General features: G+C 71.8%; 15 protein-coding genes. 9 read left to right on the top strand and 6 right to left on the bottom strand.

Translation table 11 applies throughout. The features are described from left to right. The first annotated feature begins 187 nt into the window (after positions 1 to 187). On the top strand, positions 188 to 808 hold the full coding sequence (locus MRBLMI1_RS11170; RefSeq protein WP_367732690.1) for a hypothetical protein: 621 nt from the start codon (positions 188 to 190) through the stop codon (positions 806 to 808). A gap of 230 nt (positions 809 to 1038) precedes the next feature. On the opposite strand, the gene MRBLMI1_RS11165 is transcribed toward MRBLMI1_RS11170, so the two are convergent. The 3 genes from MRBLMI1_RS11165 to tatA are packed head-to-tail and all read right to left on the bottom strand — an operon-like array spanning position 1039 to position 2526. Continuing rightward, positions 1039 to 1488 carry a twin-arginine translocase TatA/TatE family subunit gene (locus MRBLMI1_RS11165; protein ID WP_367732687.1) on the bottom strand — a complete coding sequence of 150 codons (450 nt, stop codon included), beginning with the start codon at positions 1486 to 1488 and terminating at the stop codon, positions 1039 to 1041. Then, the gene (tatC, locus tag MRBLMI1_RS11160; protein WP_367732684.1) at positions 1485 to 2291 is read right to left on the bottom strand and encodes a twin-arginine translocase subunit TatC; all 807 of its coding nucleotides are present in this window, start codon (positions 2289 to 2291) and stop codon (positions 1485 to 1487) included. The genes MRBLMI1_RS11165 and tatC overlap by 4 nt, the downstream gene beginning before the upstream one ends. A gap of 4 nt (positions 2292 to 2295) precedes the next feature. Continuing rightward, positions 2296 to 2526: a twin-arginine translocase TatA/TatE family subunit gene (tatA, locus tag MRBLMI1_RS11155; protein WP_367732680.1), complete on the bottom strand. Its 231-nt coding sequence runs from the start codon at positions 2524 to 2526 to the stop codon at positions 2296 to 2298. Positions 2527 to 2963: 437 nt separating this feature from the next. On the opposite strand from tatA, the gene MRBLMI1_RS11150 reads away from it, so the two are divergent. The 5 genes from MRBLMI1_RS11150 to MRBLMI1_RS11130 all read left to right on the top strand — a co-directional run bounded on the left by MRBLMI1_RS11150 (position 2964) and on the right by MRBLMI1_RS11130 (position 10923). Then, on the top strand, positions 2964 to 6491 hold the full coding sequence (locus MRBLMI1_RS11150) for a PQQ-dependent sugar dehydrogenase (protein WP_367732678.1): 3528 nt from the start codon (positions 2964 to 2966) through the stop codon (positions 6489 to 6491). Positions 6492 to 6576: 85 nt separating this feature from the next. Beyond that, on the top strand, positions 6577 to 7602 hold the full coding sequence (locus MRBLMI1_RS11145; RefSeq protein ID WP_367732676.1) for a sugar phosphate isomerase/epimerase family protein: 1026 nt from the start codon (positions 6577 to 6579) through the stop codon (positions 7600 to 7602). A gap of 17 nt (positions 7603 to 7619) precedes the next feature. Next, complete coding sequence (locus MRBLMI1_RS11140; protein WP_367732674.1) at positions 7620 to 8891, top strand: hypothetical protein; 1272 nt, start codon at positions 7620 to 7622, stop codon at positions 8889 to 8891. 297 nt (positions 8892 to 9188) lie between these two features. Next, the gene (locus MRBLMI1_RS11135) at positions 9189 to 10382 is read left to right on the top strand and encodes a DUF916 domain-containing protein (protein ID WP_367732672.1); all 1194 of its coding nucleotides are present in this window, start codon (positions 9189 to 9191) and stop codon (positions 10380 to 10382) included. A gap of 373 nt (positions 10383 to 10755) precedes the next feature. Continuing rightward, complete coding sequence (locus tag MRBLMI1_RS11130) at positions 10756 to 10923, top strand: hypothetical protein (protein ID WP_367732669.1); 168 nt, start codon at positions 10756 to 10758, stop codon at positions 10921 to 10923. Between the two features lie 220 nt (positions 10924 to 11143). On the opposite strand, the gene MRBLMI1_RS11125 is transcribed toward MRBLMI1_RS11130, so the two are convergent. The 3 genes from MRBLMI1_RS11125 to MRBLMI1_RS11115 all read right to left on the bottom strand — a co-directional run bounded on the left by MRBLMI1_RS11125 (position 11144) and on the right by MRBLMI1_RS11115 (position 14946). Then, positions 11144 to 12325, bottom strand: coding sequence for an ROK family transcriptional regulator (locus MRBLMI1_RS11125; protein ID WP_367732667.1), 1182 nt, complete (start codon positions 12323 to 12325; stop codon positions 11144 to 11146). A 99-nt stretch (positions 12326 to 12424) separates the two neighbouring features. Then, the gene (locus MRBLMI1_RS11120; protein ID WP_387052923.1) at positions 12425 to 13474 is read right to left on the bottom strand and encodes an ABC transporter permease; all 1050 of its coding nucleotides are present in this window, start codon (positions 13472 to 13474) and stop codon (positions 12425 to 12427) included. Continuing rightward, positions 13471 to 14946, bottom strand: coding sequence for a sugar ABC transporter ATP-binding protein (locus tag MRBLMI1_RS11115; protein WP_367733679.1), 1476 nt, complete (start codon positions 14944 to 14946; stop codon positions 13471 to 13473). The genes MRBLMI1_RS11120 and MRBLMI1_RS11115 overlap by 4 nt, the downstream gene beginning before the upstream one ends. A gap of 311 nt (positions 14947 to 15257) precedes the next feature. On the opposite strand from MRBLMI1_RS11115, the gene MRBLMI1_RS11110 reads away from it, so the two are divergent. From MRBLMI1_RS11110 to MRBLMI1_RS11100, 3 genes are all read left to right on the top strand, one after another. Next, positions 15258 to 16307, top strand: coding sequence for a substrate-binding domain-containing protein (locus tag MRBLMI1_RS11110; protein WP_367732665.1), 1050 nt, complete (start codon positions 15258 to 15260; stop codon positions 16305 to 16307). 100 nt (positions 16308 to 16407) lie between these two features. Continuing rightward, entirely contained in the window at positions 16408 to 17550 is a 1143-nt protein-coding gene (locus MRBLMI1_RS11105) for a Gfo/Idh/MocA family protein (protein WP_367733678.1), read from the top strand. Between the two features lie 29 nt (positions 17551 to 17579). Then, on the top strand, positions 17580 to 18584 hold the full coding sequence (locus MRBLMI1_RS11100; RefSeq protein WP_367732663.1) for a sugar phosphate isomerase/epimerase family protein: 1005 nt from the start codon (positions 17580 to 17582) through the stop codon (positions 18582 to 18584). Positions 18585 to 18703: the final 119 nt, after the last annotated feature.

Below are 18703 nucleotides of genomic sequence, written 5' to 3'. Positions count from 1 at the left end.
TGATGCGGGGCTACTGTCGGCTCGAACCCGCAGAACCGACCCGTGACAGCGCCGTCACGAGGCTTCCAGCCGACGTGCGCCGCCGACGACCGGCATCTCGTTCAGCGGCCGTCCCCGGCGGCCGTTCCCCACCACGAGTCGCCTCGTGCGACAGCACCGCCCCGGCGGTGGCAGAACGGAGCTCCCCATGTCCACGACCCTTCGCCGCAGTCTCCTCGCCCGTCTCGGCGCCGCCGGCCTCGGCGTCTGCGCGCTCGCCGTCGTCGGTGCCGGCGCCGCCGTCGCCGCCGACGAGGACACCGTCGACGTCCGCGTCGAGATCGCCCCCGACGCGGAGCCCGGCGTCCTCGCCCTCACGGTCGCGAACGACTCGACCTCCCTCACCGAGGCCGAACGCGACGGCACCGACCGCACGTTCACCGGAAAGCTGCCGACCGTGACCGTGACCGACACCCGCCTCCCCGAGAACATCGACCCGTCGTCGTACTGGTACGTCATGGGGTCCATCACCGACTTCGCGGGCACCGCGGGTCAGCCGCCCATCCTGGCGGCCGAGTCCTTCGGCTGGTACCCCGACATCGTGTCCGGCAACCCCGAGGGCGGCGACCAGGTCGTCGCGCCCGGCGACCCCGTCGACCCGGGCATCGGCGGCTTCGTCGAGGCCGAGCTGCTGGCGAGCGTCGACAGCGCGAGCGACGCGGCGGGCGGCGCCTACTCCGCCACCGCGGACCTGCTCCTGCGCACCCCGGCCGACGTCGCCGCCGGCTCCTACGCCGCGACGATCACCCTGACCCTGCTGCAGGACTGACCCTCGGGCGGCGGGGCGGGCGGACGGCTTTCGGGCCGTCCGCCCGTTCGTCTTCCCGTCCGTCCGTCGTGCGGTCCGCCGCCTTTTCGTCCGTGGTCGTGAGGTCCCGCCGTCGTGCGGAGAATCGGGCGACACGCCGACCCCAAGGACCCGATCACCCGGCGTGTCGGCCGCACCTCCGCAGGACGGTGAGAAGGGTGGATGCCGTTGCCGTGGCATCCATCCCTCACCTACCCGCGACCGGCCCCACCGTCGTGCGGAGAATCGGGCGACACGCCGCCCCCGACGACCCGATCACCCGGCGTGTCGGCCGGATCTCCGCAGGACGGTCCAGCAGAAGCCCGGACCGACGGTCCCGCAGAGGGCGGGGTCGACGGCTCGGCAGAAGGAACGACCGGCGGCACGACAGGGGGCCGGACCGACGGCTCGGCGCGCAGCGCCTCCCGCACGATGCGCCGCGGGTCGTACCGGCGGGGGTCGAGACGTTGCCAGTCGACGTCGGCGGCCTCCGGGCCGAGCTCCTCGCGGAGACGCCCCTGCGCGGCCTGACCCCATCCCCGCGCCCGGCGGGTGAGCCGTCCGAGCGCCTCGGCCGCCGCGGGCAGCCGCTCCGGACCGATGATGAGCGCGGCGAGGACGGCGATGAGCAGCAGCTTCTCGATCGTCAGCCCGAAGGTCACGCCGCCACCTCCGCCTGCGCCGGCGCCGGAGCCAGGGCGCGGGCGCGCCGCCGGTCGAGCAGGAGCGCGACCCCGGCTGCCCCCAGGTAGAACAGCGTCAGCGTGCCGGCCAGCAGCAGCATCGACATCACGTCGGCCGCCGGGGTGGCCAGCGCGGCGAACACGGTCGCGACGAGCACCGCGACGCGCCAGCCGCGGAGGATGGTCCGTCCGCTGAGCACGCCGGCGACGTTCAGCGCCACGAGGAACACCGGCAGCACGAACGCGACCCCCACCGCCAGCAGCAGCTTGAGGACGAAGTCGTAGTAGACCGCGGCACCGTAGAGCGCGGCGCCCTGCGCCGGCACGAACCGCGCCATGAGCTCGATGATGTGCGGCATCAGGAGGAGCCCCGCCGCGCAGCCGGCGAAGAACAGCGGCACGGCCGCGCCGACGAACGCGAGGCTCCGCCGCACCTCGCGGCGGGTGAGGCCCGGCATGACGAATGCCCAGACCTGCCACAGCCAGACCGGCGCGGACAGGAGGATGCCGACGGCGAACGACATCCGCATCCGCAGGTCGAACGCGGCGGTGACGGAGTCGAAGTTGAGCGCGACGAGGTCGCTCTCGCGCGCTTCGGAGACGGCGCGGATAGGCGCGGTGAGCACGGCGATCAACGGGTCGGTGCAGAAGAACGCGATCACCGTCCCGACGACCACGGCGAGCGCCGCGATCGTGAGTCGCCGCCGGAGCTCGACGAGGTGTCCCCCGAGCGAGAGGCGCCGTTCGCGCCACTCCGGGGACCTCCGGATGCGGCGCATCATCGCGTCAGGGGGTGCGCGGGGGCTCGGGGAGAGCCGTCGCCGCGGCGGGGGACGGAGGGGTGGATGCCACTCCCTCGGCGCCGTCGTCGGCCTTCATCGCCTGCATCTCGCCCTTGAAGACGCGCGCCGACTGTCCGACGCTCTTGGCCAGCGCCGGCAGCTTCGCGGCGCCGAACAGGAGCAGGATCACCGCGAGCACGATCAGCAGATGCCATCCGGTCATTCCATGGAGCATGAGCCCTCCTTCGGGCTGGCCGGCCTCATCGCTCGGCACATCGTGGGGGAATGCGATGCCGTGGGGCACCGGGTGGGCCGATGCTAACCCTGGACGATCAGGGATAACAAGACTCGCGTCATGTATTCGATTCCTGATCGCACATTACGCAACTTTTGATTGACCGATGGACGAACTTCGGTCAGGATGACCACCAGAGCAGCCCCGCTTCATCCCCTCGCGGAGCACTCGTCCCCCCACCCCGGGTCGTCCACGTCAGCCGCCGTACGAGGCGCTGCTCGTCGATCCGTCCGAACTCGATGAAGAGCGGAGGAGAACAGGCGCGCGGCCGGACGCCGCCGCTGCGAAGGGCCCGGGTCGCCACGATCAGCCGTTGAGACCGGCTGGTGACGACCCGGTGAAAACAACTCGAACGCATTCACAGGAGCTGTTTCACGATGCACTCTACTTCTCGGCATCCCGCCGTGCGGTCCCGGTTGACGGCGGTCTTCACCGCCGTCGCCCTCGGGCTGACCGCCGTCGGCGCCACCTCATTGCCGGCCGTCGCCCACGAGGGCCACGACCACGGGACCGACCCCGGCGGCGATCACGGCGATCCCACCGACCCGGGCGTCCCCGACCCCGATCCCGGCGACGGCGAAGGCGCCCTCGACTGGTCCAACTACGAGCGTGTGCTGCTGACGAAGGACGTCGGCGAGCCGATCGACCTGGCCGTCCTGCCGGACGAGCGCGTGCTGCACACCGCCCGCAACGGCGACCTGCGCCTGACCGACCCCTCCACCGGCGTCACGACGGTCGTCAACACCCTCCCGGTGTACCTCAACTCCGAGGACGGCCTCCAGACGGTCGCGCTGGATCCCGACTTCGAGGAGAACAACTGGGTCTACCTCGTCTACTCGCCGCTCGACGCCGACGGGGACGGGCAGAACGACGTGCCCACCGGGAACGCGCCGAACACCCTCCCCGCCGGGGCCGACGAGTCCTACTGGGACCAGTGGAAGGGCGTGAACCGTCTCTCGCGCTTCCAGTGGAACGGCTCTTCCCTCGACACCGCGTCCGAGCAGGTCATCCTCGACGTCGAGGTGCAGCGCGGGCAGTGCTGCCACGTCGGCGCCGACATCGACTTCGACGGCGACGGCAACCTGTACCTGTCCACGGGCGACAACACCCCGGCATCCACTCCGGGCGCCAACGGCTTCGCGCCGAACAACGACGCTCCCGGCTTCAACCCGGGCTTCGACGCGCGCCGCGGCGCCGGCAACACCAACGACCTGCGCGGCAAGATCCTGCGCCTGCACGTCGAGGACGACGGCTCGTACACGATCCCCGAGGGCAACCTGTTCGCCCCGGGCACCGAGCTGACCCGCCCGGAGATCTTCGTGATGGGCGTGCGCAACCCGTTCCGCATCGAGGTCGACCCCGCCACCAACTCGCTCTCCTGGGCGGACTACGGTCCCGACGCGACCAAGGCCGTCGCCGAGACCGCCGGTCGCGGCCCCATGGGCTACGTGGAGTGGAACGTCGTCAGCCTCGACGAGCCGCACAACGCCGGCTGGCCGTACGTCCACGCCGACAACTTCGCCTACAACGACTGGGACTTCGCCACGGCGACCCCCGGCACGTTCTTCGACCCCGAGAACCTCGTCAACGAGTCCCGCTGGAACACCGGACTGAGCGAGCTGCCGCCCGCCAAGGCCGCCACGCTGTACTACGGCGACAGCCCGGGCGACCAGCCCTGGGACGAGCTCGTGAACTTCGGCGCGGGCAACGGCCAGGGCCCCATGGGCGGTCCGGTGTACCACTACGACGAGGCCAACCCGTCGGAGACCAAGCTCCCCCGCCACTGGGACGGCAAGGCCTTCATGGGCGAGTTCTCGCAGGACTACATCGCCGCGTTCACGGTGGACTGGGATGCCTTCGACGTGACCGCGATCGAGGACTTCCTGCCCAACGCCGCCCTCACCGCCAACGGCCAGCCGCCGCACGACAACCCGATGGACATGGAGATCGGCCCCGACGGCTCGATGTACGTGCTCGACTACGGCGACGGCTTCTTCCGCGCGAACCCCGACGCCGGCCTGTACCGGATCGACTACGTCGCCGGGAACAAGTCTCCCCAGGCGAGCTTCACCGCCACGCCGACGTCGTCGTCGACCGCGCCGCTGACCGTGGAGTTCGACGCCACCGCGTCGGTCGACCCCGATGGCGACGAGGTCACCTATCAGTGGGACTTCGACGGCGACGGGACGTTCGACGCCACCGGCGCGACCGCGTCGCACACCTACACCGAGATCGGCAACTACACCGCCCGCCTGCGGGTGTCGGACCCGGCCGGCCGCTTCGGCCTGACCACCCGCACCATCTCGGTCGGCAACCAGGCGCCCGAGGTGACGATCGCGTTCCCCGAGAACGGGTCGTTCTTCGACTGGGGTCAGGCCATCCCGTTCCAGGTGACCACCTCGGACGCCGAGGACGGCGACGCCACCGACTGCGCCCGCGTGGCGTGGACCTACGGCCTCGGCCACGACGAGCACGCCCACCCCGAGGTCTCGGGCACCGGCTGCACCGGCGTGTTCCGCACCGACCCGAACTCGCCCGAGCACGGCCCCGGCGCCCTGCTCTACGGCGCGGTCGTGGTGACCTACACGGACCGGGGCGCGAACGGCCTGCCCGCCGCGACCGGTGAGGCGACCCTCCGTCTCAACCCGAAGGAGCAGCAGGCGGAGCACGCGATCCGTCGCCAGGGCGTCGTGAACTACGCGGATGCCACGGCCTCGGGCGGCAACGCCGTCCGCGGTCTCGGCGCGGGCGACTTCCTCGCCTTCGACCCGGTGAGCTTCGCCGGCATCGACGGTGCGGTCATCCGCGCCAACGGCGCCGGAGAGGTGCAGCTGCGCTGGGGCGCGGCCGACGCCGAGCCGTTCGCCACGGCCGCCATCCCGGCGGGCCAGGGCTGGCAGGACGTCGAGATCGCCTTCGACGCCCCGGAGGGCACCGGTGCGCTGTACGTCACGTCCGGCGACGAGCTCGCCCTGGACGCGCTGACCATGGTCGGCGACGGCGTCGGCGACGTCACGGCTCCGACCGTGGCGCACACCCTCGCCCCCGCCGCCCCCACGGGCGTCGGCGGCGTGTACAACGAGCCGGTCCGCTTCTCGGTGCAGGCCGCCGACAACGGCACCCTCGCCAGCGTCCAGTACTCGCGCGACAACGGCGCGACCTGGTCGAACCTGGCCGCCGGCGAGCAGTACGGCGTGACGTTCTCCGAGAACGGCACGTACGACATCCGCTACCGCGCCACCGACACCGGCGGCAACGTGTCGGAGCTCGGATCGGCGACGTTCACCATCGACCTCGACGCTCCGAACGAGCCGACGGTCGAGAGCCGGACGCTCGTGACGCTCGCCTCGCCGCGTGCCACCTACGGCGCCCCCGGTGACGTGACCGTCTCGGTCCGCGGCGACGGCGGCGTCCCCTCCGGCGAGGTCGTGCTGACCGCCGGCGAGCGCGAGCTGGGCCGGGCGGCCCTGGACGCGGACGGCAACGTCGTCTTCGCCCTCCCGGCCGACCTGCCCGTGGGCACGCACACGCTGCGCGCGACGTACGGGGCGGACGAGACGTTCATCGGCTCGGCCGGCATCGGTCGCCTGACCGTCTCGCAGGCCCGGTCGACGACCGCGCTCGAGGTCGCACCCAACCCGGTCAAGCCCGCCGTGGCCGCGACCGCGACGGTGAAGGTCACCTCCTCGACGGGCATCGCGCCCACCGGCGAGGCGACCGTGACGGTGCGCCGCAACAACGCGGTCGTCGCCACCCTCACCGGCACCCTCGGCGCCGACGGCAGCGTCCGCGTGACGCTGCCGAAGCTCGGCACCGTCGGCAGCTACCAGGTGCAGGCGGCCTACACCGGTTCGACCGGCGTGGCCAAGAGCAGCGCGATCGCCGGACTGACCGTCGCGCGGTAACACCCGGCGGGGGTCGCGTCTCGACGCGGCCCCCGCCCCCCGGCCGACCCGGGTCCCCCGGGCGGACACACCTCAAAGGAGAGTCATGAGTCACCACCACGACCACGCGCACCCGACGGTCTCGGCGAAGCCGATGAGCCGCCGGACGCTGCTGAAGGCACTGGCCGCTTCGTCGGTCGCCGTCGGCATCGGCGCCGCCGCCGCTCCGGCGGCCACCGCCGCCACCGGAATCGGCGCCCGCGCCGCCGCCCCCAGCGTCAGCGCCGGCAAGCGCCTCGTGCCGGTCAACCGCATCGGCATCCAGCTGTTCACCGTCCGCGACAAGGTCAGCTCCCTCGGCTTCCGCGCCGTCTTCGAGGAGCTGGCGAACATCGGCTACTCGGAGATCGAGTTCGCCGGGTACACGCAGGGCCAGGTCGGCGCGATCACCCCGCAGGAGATCCGCCAGCTGCTCGACGACAACGGCCTGCGCGCCGCCGGCTCCCACGTCAACCTGACCCCGGCGAACATCGACCAGCAGCTCGAGATCGCGCACATCCTGGGCACGCCGCACCTCGGCCAGGGCGGACCCATCGCCGGGGGCTACGGCGGACCCATCCCCCGCGACCAGTGGGTCTCGGCCATCGAGACCTGGAACCAGATGGGCGCCAAGGCCAAGGCATCCGGGATCAAGCTCTACTCGCACAACCACGCGCAGGAGTGGGGCTTCACGTCGGACACCAACGAGCGGGTGTACGACCTGCTCTGGGACGGCTTCGACCGCGAGTCGGTGTTCTTCGAGATGGACGTCTACTGGGCCCACGTCGGCAAGCACCTGTACCCCGGGTTCGAGCCGATCGACTACATCAAGCGCGACCCCCGGCGCTTCCCGATCCTCCACCTCAAGGACGGCAAGCTGAACCCGGAGAGCGCCAACGGCTACGACATCATCGAGTTCGGCGCCGGGAACATCGACTACACCGCCTTCCTGTCGCAGCTGCGCGACCGCGGGCAGCGCTACGGCATGTTCGAGCAGGACAACGCCGCCACCTCGGCCGTCGGCGGCAACCCGCTGAACTCCCTGGCCAACGCCGACCGCAGCTACGACCAGATCGCGTCCCTGCGCGCCTGAGGGACGAGGAAGAAGAGATGAAGAACCTCACCAAGATCACGACCGTCGGCCTCCTCGTCATCGGGGGCAGCGTCGTCGCGGTCCCCGCGTACGCGGCCGACCTCTCCTGCACCGGCGACCTCGGCAGCCAGACCGTCTCGGGCACCCTGACCGTCCCCGGCGGCGTGGACTGCGTGCTCGGCGGCGCGACCGTCGAGGGCGACATCATCGTCGAGCCCGGCGGCTGGCTCGACGCGACGTCGGTCACCGTCACCGGCGACGTCATCGCCACCGACGCGTACGGCGTCTCCCTCGACGGCACGAGCGTGGCCGGGGACATCAGCGCGTACTCGGCCGACACGACCGTCGGGTTCCTCTACGTCACCGACCTGCGGGTCGGCGGCTCGGTCGAGGCCGGCGGCATCGACGTCGAGGTGACCGACAGCGCCATCGCCGGGTCGCTCACCACGCAGCAGGCGACGTACGTCGACCTCGTGCGCACCTCGGTCGACCAGGACGTCTCGATCGACGGCTCGGCGTGGGGCGTCTCGCTCACCGGCGCGATCGTCGCGGGCGACGTCTCGGTCAGCGGCAGCGGACGGGACGTGCTCATCGGCGCGACCGCCGACGGCGGAGCGGATGCCTTCGCGAACACGATCGGCGGAGGCCTGACGCTCTCGGGCAACAACGCCAACCTGCGTGTCGCCGCCACGACCGTGTACGGCGCTCTCGCGCTCGACGGGAACACCCCGGCCGCGGCGTTCGGGACCGGCGTCCGCGCCGGCTCGACCACCGGCGACTTCACCGGCGAGGCCCCCACGGCCCCGCCCGCGGGCGACCAGTCGATCGCGGTCACCGTGCCCGACCAGGGCTCCGGCGAGCTCACGTGGTCGATCGAGGGCACCTCGAATCTCGTCGACCTGGGGGTGGCCGAGGAGAAGCTCGATCACTACCACGCGGCCGGTTCGATCGTCCCGATCCGCATCCAGGACACCCGTCCCGGCAACCCCGGCTGGTCGCTCACCGCGCAGGTGTCCGACTTCCTCGCCGGCGGCGAGGCGGTGTCGAGCAAGTACCTCGGATGGACGCCCGAGGTGCTCGAGACCCAGGGCGGCGCCGTCGCCGGCGCTCCGGTGCCCTCGGGCTTCGACAGCGGCCAGGGCCTCTCGGTCGCGCGCACCCTCGCCCAGGCCAACGACGGCCACGAGCGGGGCTCCTCGCTCGTGAGCGCCGACCTGGATCTCAAGCTCCCGCTCGAGACCCCCCGCGGCACCTACACCGCGACCATCACGCTGACCGCGCTCAGCTGATCCCCCCGCCGGGGCCGTGGACCTGCTCCACGGCCCCGGCCCCTCTTCCTCTCGCAGAAAGCCCCGCCCATGTCCCTGGCGCCCCGCTCCCCCGTCCTCTGCTCCCCGCTGTCCACACCGTCTCCTGCCGCCCCGATGGATGCCACGGGGCCCGCGCTCGTCGAGGCCGCTGCCCCGTCCGATGCCCTGACTTGCCGCAGATGTACGCCGCGCGGCGGTGTCGACGTACATGTGCGACAAGTCAGCGCTGCGAGAAAGGGGCTTCGGGCCCGGGCGGGGGTGCTGGCGGCGGCGGTCGTGCTCGCACTGGCGGCACCCGCCGCGGCGGCCGCACCGGCGGCGGCGGCGGTGCCGGCGGCGTCATCCTCGGTGCTGCGGGCGGCACCCTCGGTGCTGGCGGCGGCGGCGGCGGACACCGCCCCCGACACGACCGTGACCTGGAGCGTGCGCCCGGCGGACACCGCGCAGGGGCGCGACCGCCCCAACTACGGCTACGACCTGGCCCCCGGCGGGACCGTCGGCGACGCCCTCTCCGTGACCAACCGCAGCGCCGAGCCGATCACGCTCGCCGTGTACGCCGCGGACGGCTTCCTCACCGCCGACGGAGCGCTCGACATCCTCGCCGGCGGCGAGGAGTCCACCGAGCTGGGCAGCTGGATCGACATCGCCACCCCGCAGCTCACCCTCGACAGCGGTGCCACCGCCGAGGTGCCGTTCTCCCTCGCCGTCCCCGCGGACACCCCGCCCGGGGACTACGCGGCCGGCGTCGTGGCATCCATGCTGGTCACCGGCGACGACGGCACGGTCACCGAACGACGTCTCGGGTCCCGCGTGCACCTGCGCGTGATGGGCGACCTCGCTCCCGCGCTGTCCGTGACCGACGTCGCCGTGGACTACCACGGCACCCTCAACCCGGTCGAGGCGGGCAGTGCGACCGTCACCTACACGATCCACAACACCGGGAACTCGCGCCTGGACCCCGACGTCGACGTCGCGCTGGGCGGTCCGTTCGGGTGGGCCGCGGTGACGGCCGAGGACGACGCCCCCGAGCTGCTGCCCGGCAGCACGCTGGAGCGCACCGTCGAGGTGGCGGGGGTCCTCCCCCTCGGCCTGCTGGCCGCCGACGTGACCGCGACCTCGCAGGTCGTCTCCCGCACGCTGGAAGGCACCGAGGCGTCGACCTTCGACCCGCTCGTCACCGTCGGCTCCGCGTCGACCGCGGCCGTTCCGTGGACGGCGCTCGCCCTCCTCCTTCTCGTCGCCGGGTTCGTCGCGTGGCGCATCGTCGCCGGACGCCGCCGGAAGGCCGCGCACGAGCGGGAGATCGCCGCCGCGGTGGCCGCCGCGACCGCCGGACGCGAGGACGGCACCGGTGCGGGTCACGACGCGCCGTCCGAGTCCGTTGCCGCCGTCGTCGCCGCCCAGGGAGTGCCGGCCGCCGGCCCCGACGGAGACGCGGATGCCGCCACGACCGCACCCCGGTCGCCCTGAGACCACCCGCGGCGCCGAGAGGGACACTCTGCGCCGCGGGTGACCCACCCGACGCCCGTCGCGCCCCGCGCGGCGGGCGTCCCCATGCCGTGACTCGGCGCACATGTACGCCGCGGCGGGGGCGGGGCGTGCATTTGGGGCAAGTCACGGCAGCTGTGTGGGGCCTCGCTCGCATGCCGTGACGTGGCGCACATGTACGCGAAAGCCGGTGCTGCGCGTGCATTTGGGGCAAGTCACGGCATCCTGACCAGGCTCCGCTCGCGTGCCGTGGGTGAGGGAGAGGGTGAAAAGACGGCCGGAGGGCGCCGGCCCGTGACGAGATCGTGTGTCGTGGCGGGTGGCATCCCTGCATCCCACCCGAAGGGACGGTCCCGTGCTGCCGTTCGTCCTCGTCCGCGCGCTCGCCCACCGCGAGGTCCGCCCCCGCCCCTGCCGCTACTGCGGCACCCCCGTCACGCTGCGCGGGTCCACCGCCGCGGGGCATCGCGGCTTCTGCAGCCGCGAGCACGCCGCTCTCGAGCAGGAGGAGACGCCGTTCTGACCACCGCGTCGCCGGGCGTCTGCAGGACCCGTGGGGCTCGTGCGACCTGCGGGGGCGGGTGAGGCAGCGACGAAGGCATCGGTCCTGCAAACCGACGATTCGGCGAACCGCCGCGCGTCTGCAGGACCGGTGGGGCGGGTGCGACCTGCGGGGGCGGGTGAGGCAGCAACGAGGGCACCGGTCCCGCAAACCGACGATTCGGCGAACCGCCGCGCCGGCGTCAGACGCGGAGGAAGCCCGTGCTCAGCGACTCCGGCGACAGGGCGTGCTCGACCGCGAGCATGCTCGCCCCGACGACGCCCGCGCGCTCCGCGGCGACCGACTGCACGATGGAGAGGTACTCCGTCGCCAGCGGCGTCGACCGCGTGTACACGACCTCGCGCACGCCGGCGATGAGGTGCTCGCCGACGCGGGCCATCGATCCGCCGATCGCGATGACCGAGGGGTTCATCAGGCTCACGCAGGTCGTCAGCACCTCCCCGATGTCGCGACCGGCCTGACGGACCGCCTGGATCGCGTCGATGTTGCCGCGCTTGACCAGGTCGACCACGTCCGTGCCGGTGTGCGCCTCGATCCCGTCGCGTCGGAGCGCGCGGGCGATGGCGGGTCCGGATGCCAGGGCCTCGAGGCATCCACGGTTCCCGCACTGGCATGGGATGTCCGCGCCGCGCGCGACCTGCACGTGGCCGATGTCGCCCGCGATGCCCTGCGCGCCGCGCTGGAGCTCGCCGCCGGAGATGATCCCGGTGCCGATGCCGGTGGCGACCTTGACGAACATGAAGTGGTCAACGGACGGCCAGGCGACGCTGCGCTCGCCCAGGGCCATGATGTTCACGTCGTTGTCGACGAGCACGGGGACGGCGAGGTGCTGGTTGATCCAGCCGGGGATGTCGAAGCGGTCCCACCCGGGCATGATCGGCGGGTTGACCGGCTGCCCGGTCGAGTGCTCGACGGGTCCGGGGACGCCGATGCCCATGGCGGCGACGTCGGATGCCGAGCGGCCCGAGGCCGCCAGCAGCTCGGTCGTCGCCTCGACGAGCCACGACAGCACCGGCTCGGGGCCGAGCGCGATGTCGAGGGCGCCGGTCTTCTCGCTGAGGACCTTGCCGGTGAGGTCCGCCATGGCGACGATCGCGTGCGAGGCGCCGATGTCCACGGCCATGACGACCTTGGCCGCGGGGTTGATCGCGAACTGGGACGGCGGCCGTCCCCCCGTCGAGACGGCGTCGGCCACGGGGGTGATGAGGCCCATGCGCATCAGCTCGTCCACCCGGACCGCGACCGTCGAACGGGCCAGTCCGGTCGACTTGGCCAGCTCGGCCCGCGTGCGCGGTACGCCGTCGCGCAGCAGCTGGAACAGCTGGCTGACACCGGTCACCGGCGCGGCAGAATCCGTGGTCATCCTTCTCACGCCCTCAGTACACCATTAGTTGATCTGGATCCGATCCATCTACCGACGGCGACTGTCCGTGAAACGCAGTCGCCGTCGGTGTCGACGGGGTCAGCCGCGGCCCGGCGGGCGGGAGAAACGCTGCTGCAGGAGGACCGCGACGACGATGATGACGCCCTTCGCGACGGCCTGCACCGACGACGACAGATTGTTCTGGACGAACACGTTCGACAGCGTCGCGAAGATCAGGACACCGAAGACCGTGCCCGTGACCGTGCCGCGACCGCCGATGAGCAGCGTACCGCCGACGACGACCGCGGCGATCGCGTCGAGCTCGACGAGCGTGCCGTGGGTCGAGGTGCCGGCCGTGGTGCGACCGAGGATCATGACGGCGGCGATGCCCGAGCACAGGCCGGTGAGCGCATAGAGCAGCATCGTGTGGCGCTTTACGTTGATGCCGGCCAGGCGTGCGGCCTCGCGGTTGCCGCCGACGGCGACGGTGCGACGGCCGAAGGTGGTGCGGTTCAGCAGCACCCAGCCGAGCGCGGCGACGATGGCGAAGATCCAGATGAGGATGTCGACGCCGAGGATGTCGCCGTTCATGAAGGTGATGAAGCCGCGGTCCTGGACGACGAGGGTCCGGCGCTCGGCCAGGATCTCGGCGAGACCGCGCGCGCCGACGAGCATGGCCAGCGTCGCCATGAAGGCGACGACGTTCCCGTAGGCGATGACGATGCCGTTGATGAGACCGGCGCCGACGCCCACGGCGAGGGCGATGACGATCATCACGCTCCAGTGCAGCGAGTCGGCGAGGTCCTGCACCGCCGCGAGCGTGGCGACGACGGAGGCCAGGCCCATGACCGAGCCGACCGAGAGGTCGATGCCGCCGGCGATGATCACGAACGTCATGCCGATGGCGATGACGCCGATGATGGAGGCCTGGCGCAGGATGACCAGCATGTTGTCGAGGCTGGTGAAGGACCCCTGCGCGGTGACGGCACCGATCACGACGATCAGCAGCAGCGCGACGACGAGGCCGAGGTTGCGTCCGGCGGAGCCGGAGAGGAGGCGGCGCCACGCGGGGACGGCCTCCGGGGCCGGCGTGACGCCGGTCTCGGTGGGCACGGTCCGCGCACGGGTCGGGGTGGTCGGCTCGCTCACGCGGCGGATCCTTTCATGACGAGGTCGAGCACTCCGTGCTCGTCGATCTGGTGGGAGGGGAGGGTGCGGAGGATCCGGCCGTCCGCGACGACGAGGACGACGTCGGCGAGGCCGAGCACCTCCTCGATCTCGCTGGAGACGACGACGACGGCGTTGCCTGCCGCGGCCAGGTCCCGGATGAGGGCGTAGATCTCGGCGCGGGCGCCGACGTCGACGCCGCGGGTGGGTTCGTCCAGCAGCAGCACGTCGGTGCCGTGCACGAGCCAGCGGGCGAGGAGGATCTTCTGCTGGTTGCCGCCCGACAGGGTGCGGGCGGGACGGTCGGGGTCGGCCGGGCGCAGCTCGAAGGCGTCGATCTGCTCGCGGGCGATCTTCCGGGCGGCGCGGTCGTCGAGGAAGCCGCCCTTGGCGAAGCGCTTCATGGATGCCAGGGAGATGTTGACGAAGATGGGCTCGTCGAGCACGAGTCCCTGGCTCTTGCGCTCCTCGGGCGACAGGCCGATGCCGGCCCCGACGGCGGCGCGCACCGACCCGCGGGGCAGGACCTTGTCACGGACCCGCACGCGTCCGGCGGTCGCCTTGCGCGCGCCGTAGACGGTCTCGAGGATCTCGGACCGGCCCGAGCCCACCAGACCGGCGAGTCCGACGACCTCGCCCGCGCGGACGGAGAACGACACGTCCGAGAACACCCCGTCCAGCTCCAGTCCCTCGACGTCGAGGACGACGGGGGCATCGGATGCCACGGGGGCGCGCTCCGGGAAGACGTTGGCGACCTCCCGGCCGGTCATGAGCCGGATGAGCTCGGCGGTGGGCGTCTCGGCGGCGGGCAGGCCGACCGCGGTCGTGCGTCCGTCCTTGAGGACGGTGATGCGGTCGCCGATCTCGCGGATCTCCTCGAGACGGTGCGTGATGTAGACGACGGCGATCCCGGCTCCGGTCAGCTCGCGCACGACCGCGAAGAGGTTCTTCACCTCTTCGGTGTCGAGGACGGCTGAGGGCTCGTCCATGATGATCAGCTTGATGTCGTGCGAGAGCGCGCGCGCCATGCTGACGATCTGCTTGTTCGCGGCGCTCAGGGAGCCGACCTCGGTGTGCGGGGACAGGCTCGCGTGGCCGAGTCGCCGCAGCAGCTCGGTGGTCTGCCGAGCCGCCTCGGACCGTCGGGTGAAGCCGCCCTTGGCGATCTCGTGCCCGAGGAAGATGTTCTCGGCGATGCTGAGGCCGTCGACGACGTCGAGCTCCTGGTACATGGTGGCGATGCCGAGCTCGATGGCCGCCTGAGGGCTGTCGATCTCGACGTCCTCCCCGAGCCACGAGATCTGCCCGCCGTCGGGACGGTGGACCCCGGCCAGGGTCTTGATCAGCGTGGACTTCCCCGCGCCGTTCTGGCCGAGCACGCAGTGCACCTCGCCGGGCCGCACCTCGAGGTCGACGCCCCGCAGGGCGCGCACGCCGCCGAACGACTTCGTCACGCCGCGGACGTCGAGTAATGACGATGTATGGTCAACTTTGATCACCCGGCGAACATAACACGCCGCTTCTCCGTCGCGCGACCCCTCTTCTCCGGATGCCGCCCCCGTCCGGCCCACACCGCTCCCCCGGCGATCTTCCGCGTGGTGAAGGGGATACGAGAGGGATACGGAACTTATAACCGTGAGATAACAAAAGTTGACCACCGAACCGTCACTTCTGCTAGCGTGACCGAGGTCAGAGTGGACCCTCCCGTACGGATGACCCGGGGCCTCGCTGACCCCTGCTGCATCACATTTCAAGGAGGAAACACATGCGCACTCGAATGACCTCGCGCTCTCGCCTGATCCTGACCGGCGCGGCCATGGTCGCCGCCGTCGCCCTGCTCGCCGGCTGCACGGGCTCGGACGGCGACAGCGAGAACGTCGTCGACCAGGGCACCAGCGCCGAGGAGAACGCCGCCGAGGGCGACACCGTCACCATCGGCTTCTCGGGCCCCGCCGCCGACCACGGCTGGCTCGGCGCCATCAACTCCGGCGCCCTCGCCGCCGCCGAGAGCTACTCGGACGTCGACCTGCAGGTCGCCGAGGGCACCAACGACGTCACCGCGCAGATCGCCGCCGTCGAGACCTTCATCAACGACGGCGTCGACGCCATCGTCCTGCTGCCCAGCGACGGCGCGGCCCTGACCGAGGTCGCCATTAAGGCGATGGAGGCCGGCATCCCCGTCATCAACGTCGACCGCGAGTTCTCCAGCCCGTTCGCCGCCCGCACCACCGTGCTCGGCGACAACTACGGCATGGGCGTCAGCGCGGGCACCTACATCTGCGAGCAGCTCGAGGGCCAGAGCGACGCCGTCGTCGCCGAGATCGCCGGCATCGACTCGCTGCCGCTGACGCAGGACCGCTCCGCGGGCTTCGCCGACGCTTTGTCGGACTGCGGCCTCGAGGTCGGACCCCGCGTCGCGGCAGACTTCACCGTCCAGGGCGGCGAGTCCGCGACTTCGCAGCTGCTGTCGGCCAACCCCCAGATCGACGCCATCTGGAACCACGACGACGACCAGGGCATCGGCGTCCTCGCCGCCATCACCGCCGCGGGCCGCGACGAGTTCTTCATGGTCGGCGGCGCGGGCAGCCGCAACGCCATGGAGGCCATCCAGGCCGGCGACACCCCGCTGCAGGCCACGGTCATCTACCCCTCGACCCAGGCGGCGGACGGCATCGCCCTCGCCCGACTGATCGCCCAGGGCAAGACGGCCGGCGACCTCATCACCCCGAGCGTCCCGAACCGGATCGTCCTCGACGCCCCGGTCGTGACCGCCGACAACGTCGACTCCTACATCGACCTCGCGTTCAACTCCTGACCGGCCACGGGGGACGTCCGCGACTCCGCGGGCGTCCCCCCGCCGTCCCTCCCCCCACCAGAAAGACACCACCACCGTGACCCAGCCACTCCGCATCGCCATGGTCGGCGCAGGATTCATGGGCGCCGCGCATTCCCAGGGATGGCGCGTGGCCCCTCGGTTCTTCGAGCTGCCCCTCGCCCCTCAGATGAGCGTCCTCGTCGGACGCGACGCCGACCGCACGAGCGAGGCCGCCGAGTGCTGGGGCTGGACAGAGTCGGCCACGGACTGGCGCGAGGTCGTCGCGCGCGACGACATCGACGTCGTCGACGTGGTCACGCCGGGCGACACCCACGCCGAGATCGCCATCGCCGCGCTCGAGGCGGGCAAGCACGTCCTCTGCGAGAAGCCCCTCGCCAACACCGTCGACGAAGCCCGGCGGATGGCCGCCGCCGCCGAGAGCGCACGCGCCCGCGGCATCCGGAGCATGGTCGGCTTCACGTACCGCCGGGTGCCGGCCACCACCTTCGCCCGCGACCTCGTCGCCTCGGGCCGGATCGGCGAGGTCCGGCAGGTGCGCGCCGAGTACCTGCAGGACTGGCTGAGCAACGCCGAGGCCCCCCTCACGTGGCGCCTGCAGAAGGAGCGCGCCGGTTCCGGCGCCCTCGGCGACATCGGCGCCCACGCCGTCGACCTGACCGAGTACATCACCGGGCAGCGCGTCACGCGGGTCTCGGGCGTCCTCGAGACGATCGTCTCGGAGCGCCCCGTGCTCGTGGAGTCCTCGGGCCTGTCCGGCTCGGCCGGATCCGAGCGCGGCGCCGTGACCGTCGACGACCTGGCCCTGTTCACCGGTCGCCTCGATTCCGGCGCGCTCGCCTCCTTCGAGGCATCCCGGTTCCGCACCGGACGGAAGAACGCGCTGCGCATCGAGATCTCGGGCTCGCGCGGAACCCTCGCCTTCGACCTCGAACGCCTCAACGAGCTCGAGCTGTACGACGCCACGGAGCCGGAGTCCGAGCAGGGCTTCCGCCGCATCTACGTCACCGAGCCGAGCCACCCTTACGTCGGCAACTGGTGGCCGACAGGGCACATGCTCGGCTACGAGCACGGCTTCGCCCACCAGGCGAAGGACTTCGTCGAGGCGGTCGGCTCCGGCGAGGACCCCCGTCCGTCGTTCGCGGACGGGCTGCACGTGCAGAGCGTCCTGGACGCCGTGAGCCGCAGCTCGGACGCCGACAGCGTCTGGGTCGACGTCGACTGACCCCTGACCCCGCGAGAGAGGACACCGCGATGGCGCGACCGATCACCCTGTTCACCGGCCAGTGGGCCGACCTGCCGTTCGAGGAGGTGGCCCGTCTCGCCGGCGAGTGGGGCTACGACGGCCTCGAGATCGCCTGCTGGGGCGATCACCTCGACCCCTGGCGCTGGGACGACGACGCCTACGTGCAGGGCAAGCTCGACGTGCTGGAGCGCAACGGGCTGAAGGTGTTCACGATCTCCAACCACCTCAAGGGGCAGGTCGTCTGCGACGACCCCATCGACCAGCGGCACCGCGACATCGTCTCGGACCGCGTCTGGGGCGACGGGGATGCCGAGGGCGTGCGCCAGCGGGCCGCCGAGGAGCTCAAGAACACCGCACGGCTCGCTGCGAAGCTCGGCGTGAAGACGGTGACCGGCTTCACCGGGTCGAGCATCTGGAAGTACGTCGCGATGTTCCCGCCCGCCACGGAGGAGATGGTCGCGGCCGGCTACCGCGACTTCGCCGACCGGTGGAACCCGATCCTCGACGTGTTCGACGAGGTGGGCGTGCGCTTCGCGCACGAGGTGCACCCGTCCGAGATCGCCTACGACTACTGGACGACGAAGCTCGCCCTGGAGGCCATCGGCCACCGCGACGCGTTCGGGTTGAACTGGGACCCGTCGCACATGGTGTGGCAGGACATCGACCCGGTCGCGTTCCTGTGGGACTTCCAGGACAAGATCTTCCACGTCCACTGCAAGGACACCAAGAAGCGGCTCTCGAACGGCCGCAACGGCCGGCTCTCGTCGCACCTGCCGTGGGCGGACCCGCGACGCGGGTGGGACTTCATCTCCACCGGCCACGGTGACGTGCCGTGGGAGGACGCCTTCCGCATGCTCAACGCGATCGGCTACGACGGCCCGCTGTCGGTCGAGTGGGAGGACGCCGGGATGGACCGCCTCGTCGGGGCGCCCGAGGCTCTCGCGTTCGTGCAGCGCATGTCGTCGTACGAACCGTCGGGGGCCGCGTTCGACGCGGCCTTCAGCCAGCGCTGACGCGGGGGGCGATCAGCGGGAAGCGATGAGGAGGGGCCGGGCGCGCGAGCGTCCGGCCCCTCCCGCGTGTGCGGGCCGCGAGCGCCCGGAACAGGCGGCGCGGCCGGGACAGGCGGATC

This window comes from Microbacterium sp. LMI1-1-1.1, assembly GCF_040815675.1.
Lineage (GTDB): Bacteria > Actinomycetota > Actinomycetes > Actinomycetales > Microbacteriaceae > Microbacterium.
Note: the sequence above shows the minus strand (reverse complement) of the source record. Positions and strands in the feature narration are given on the sequence as shown.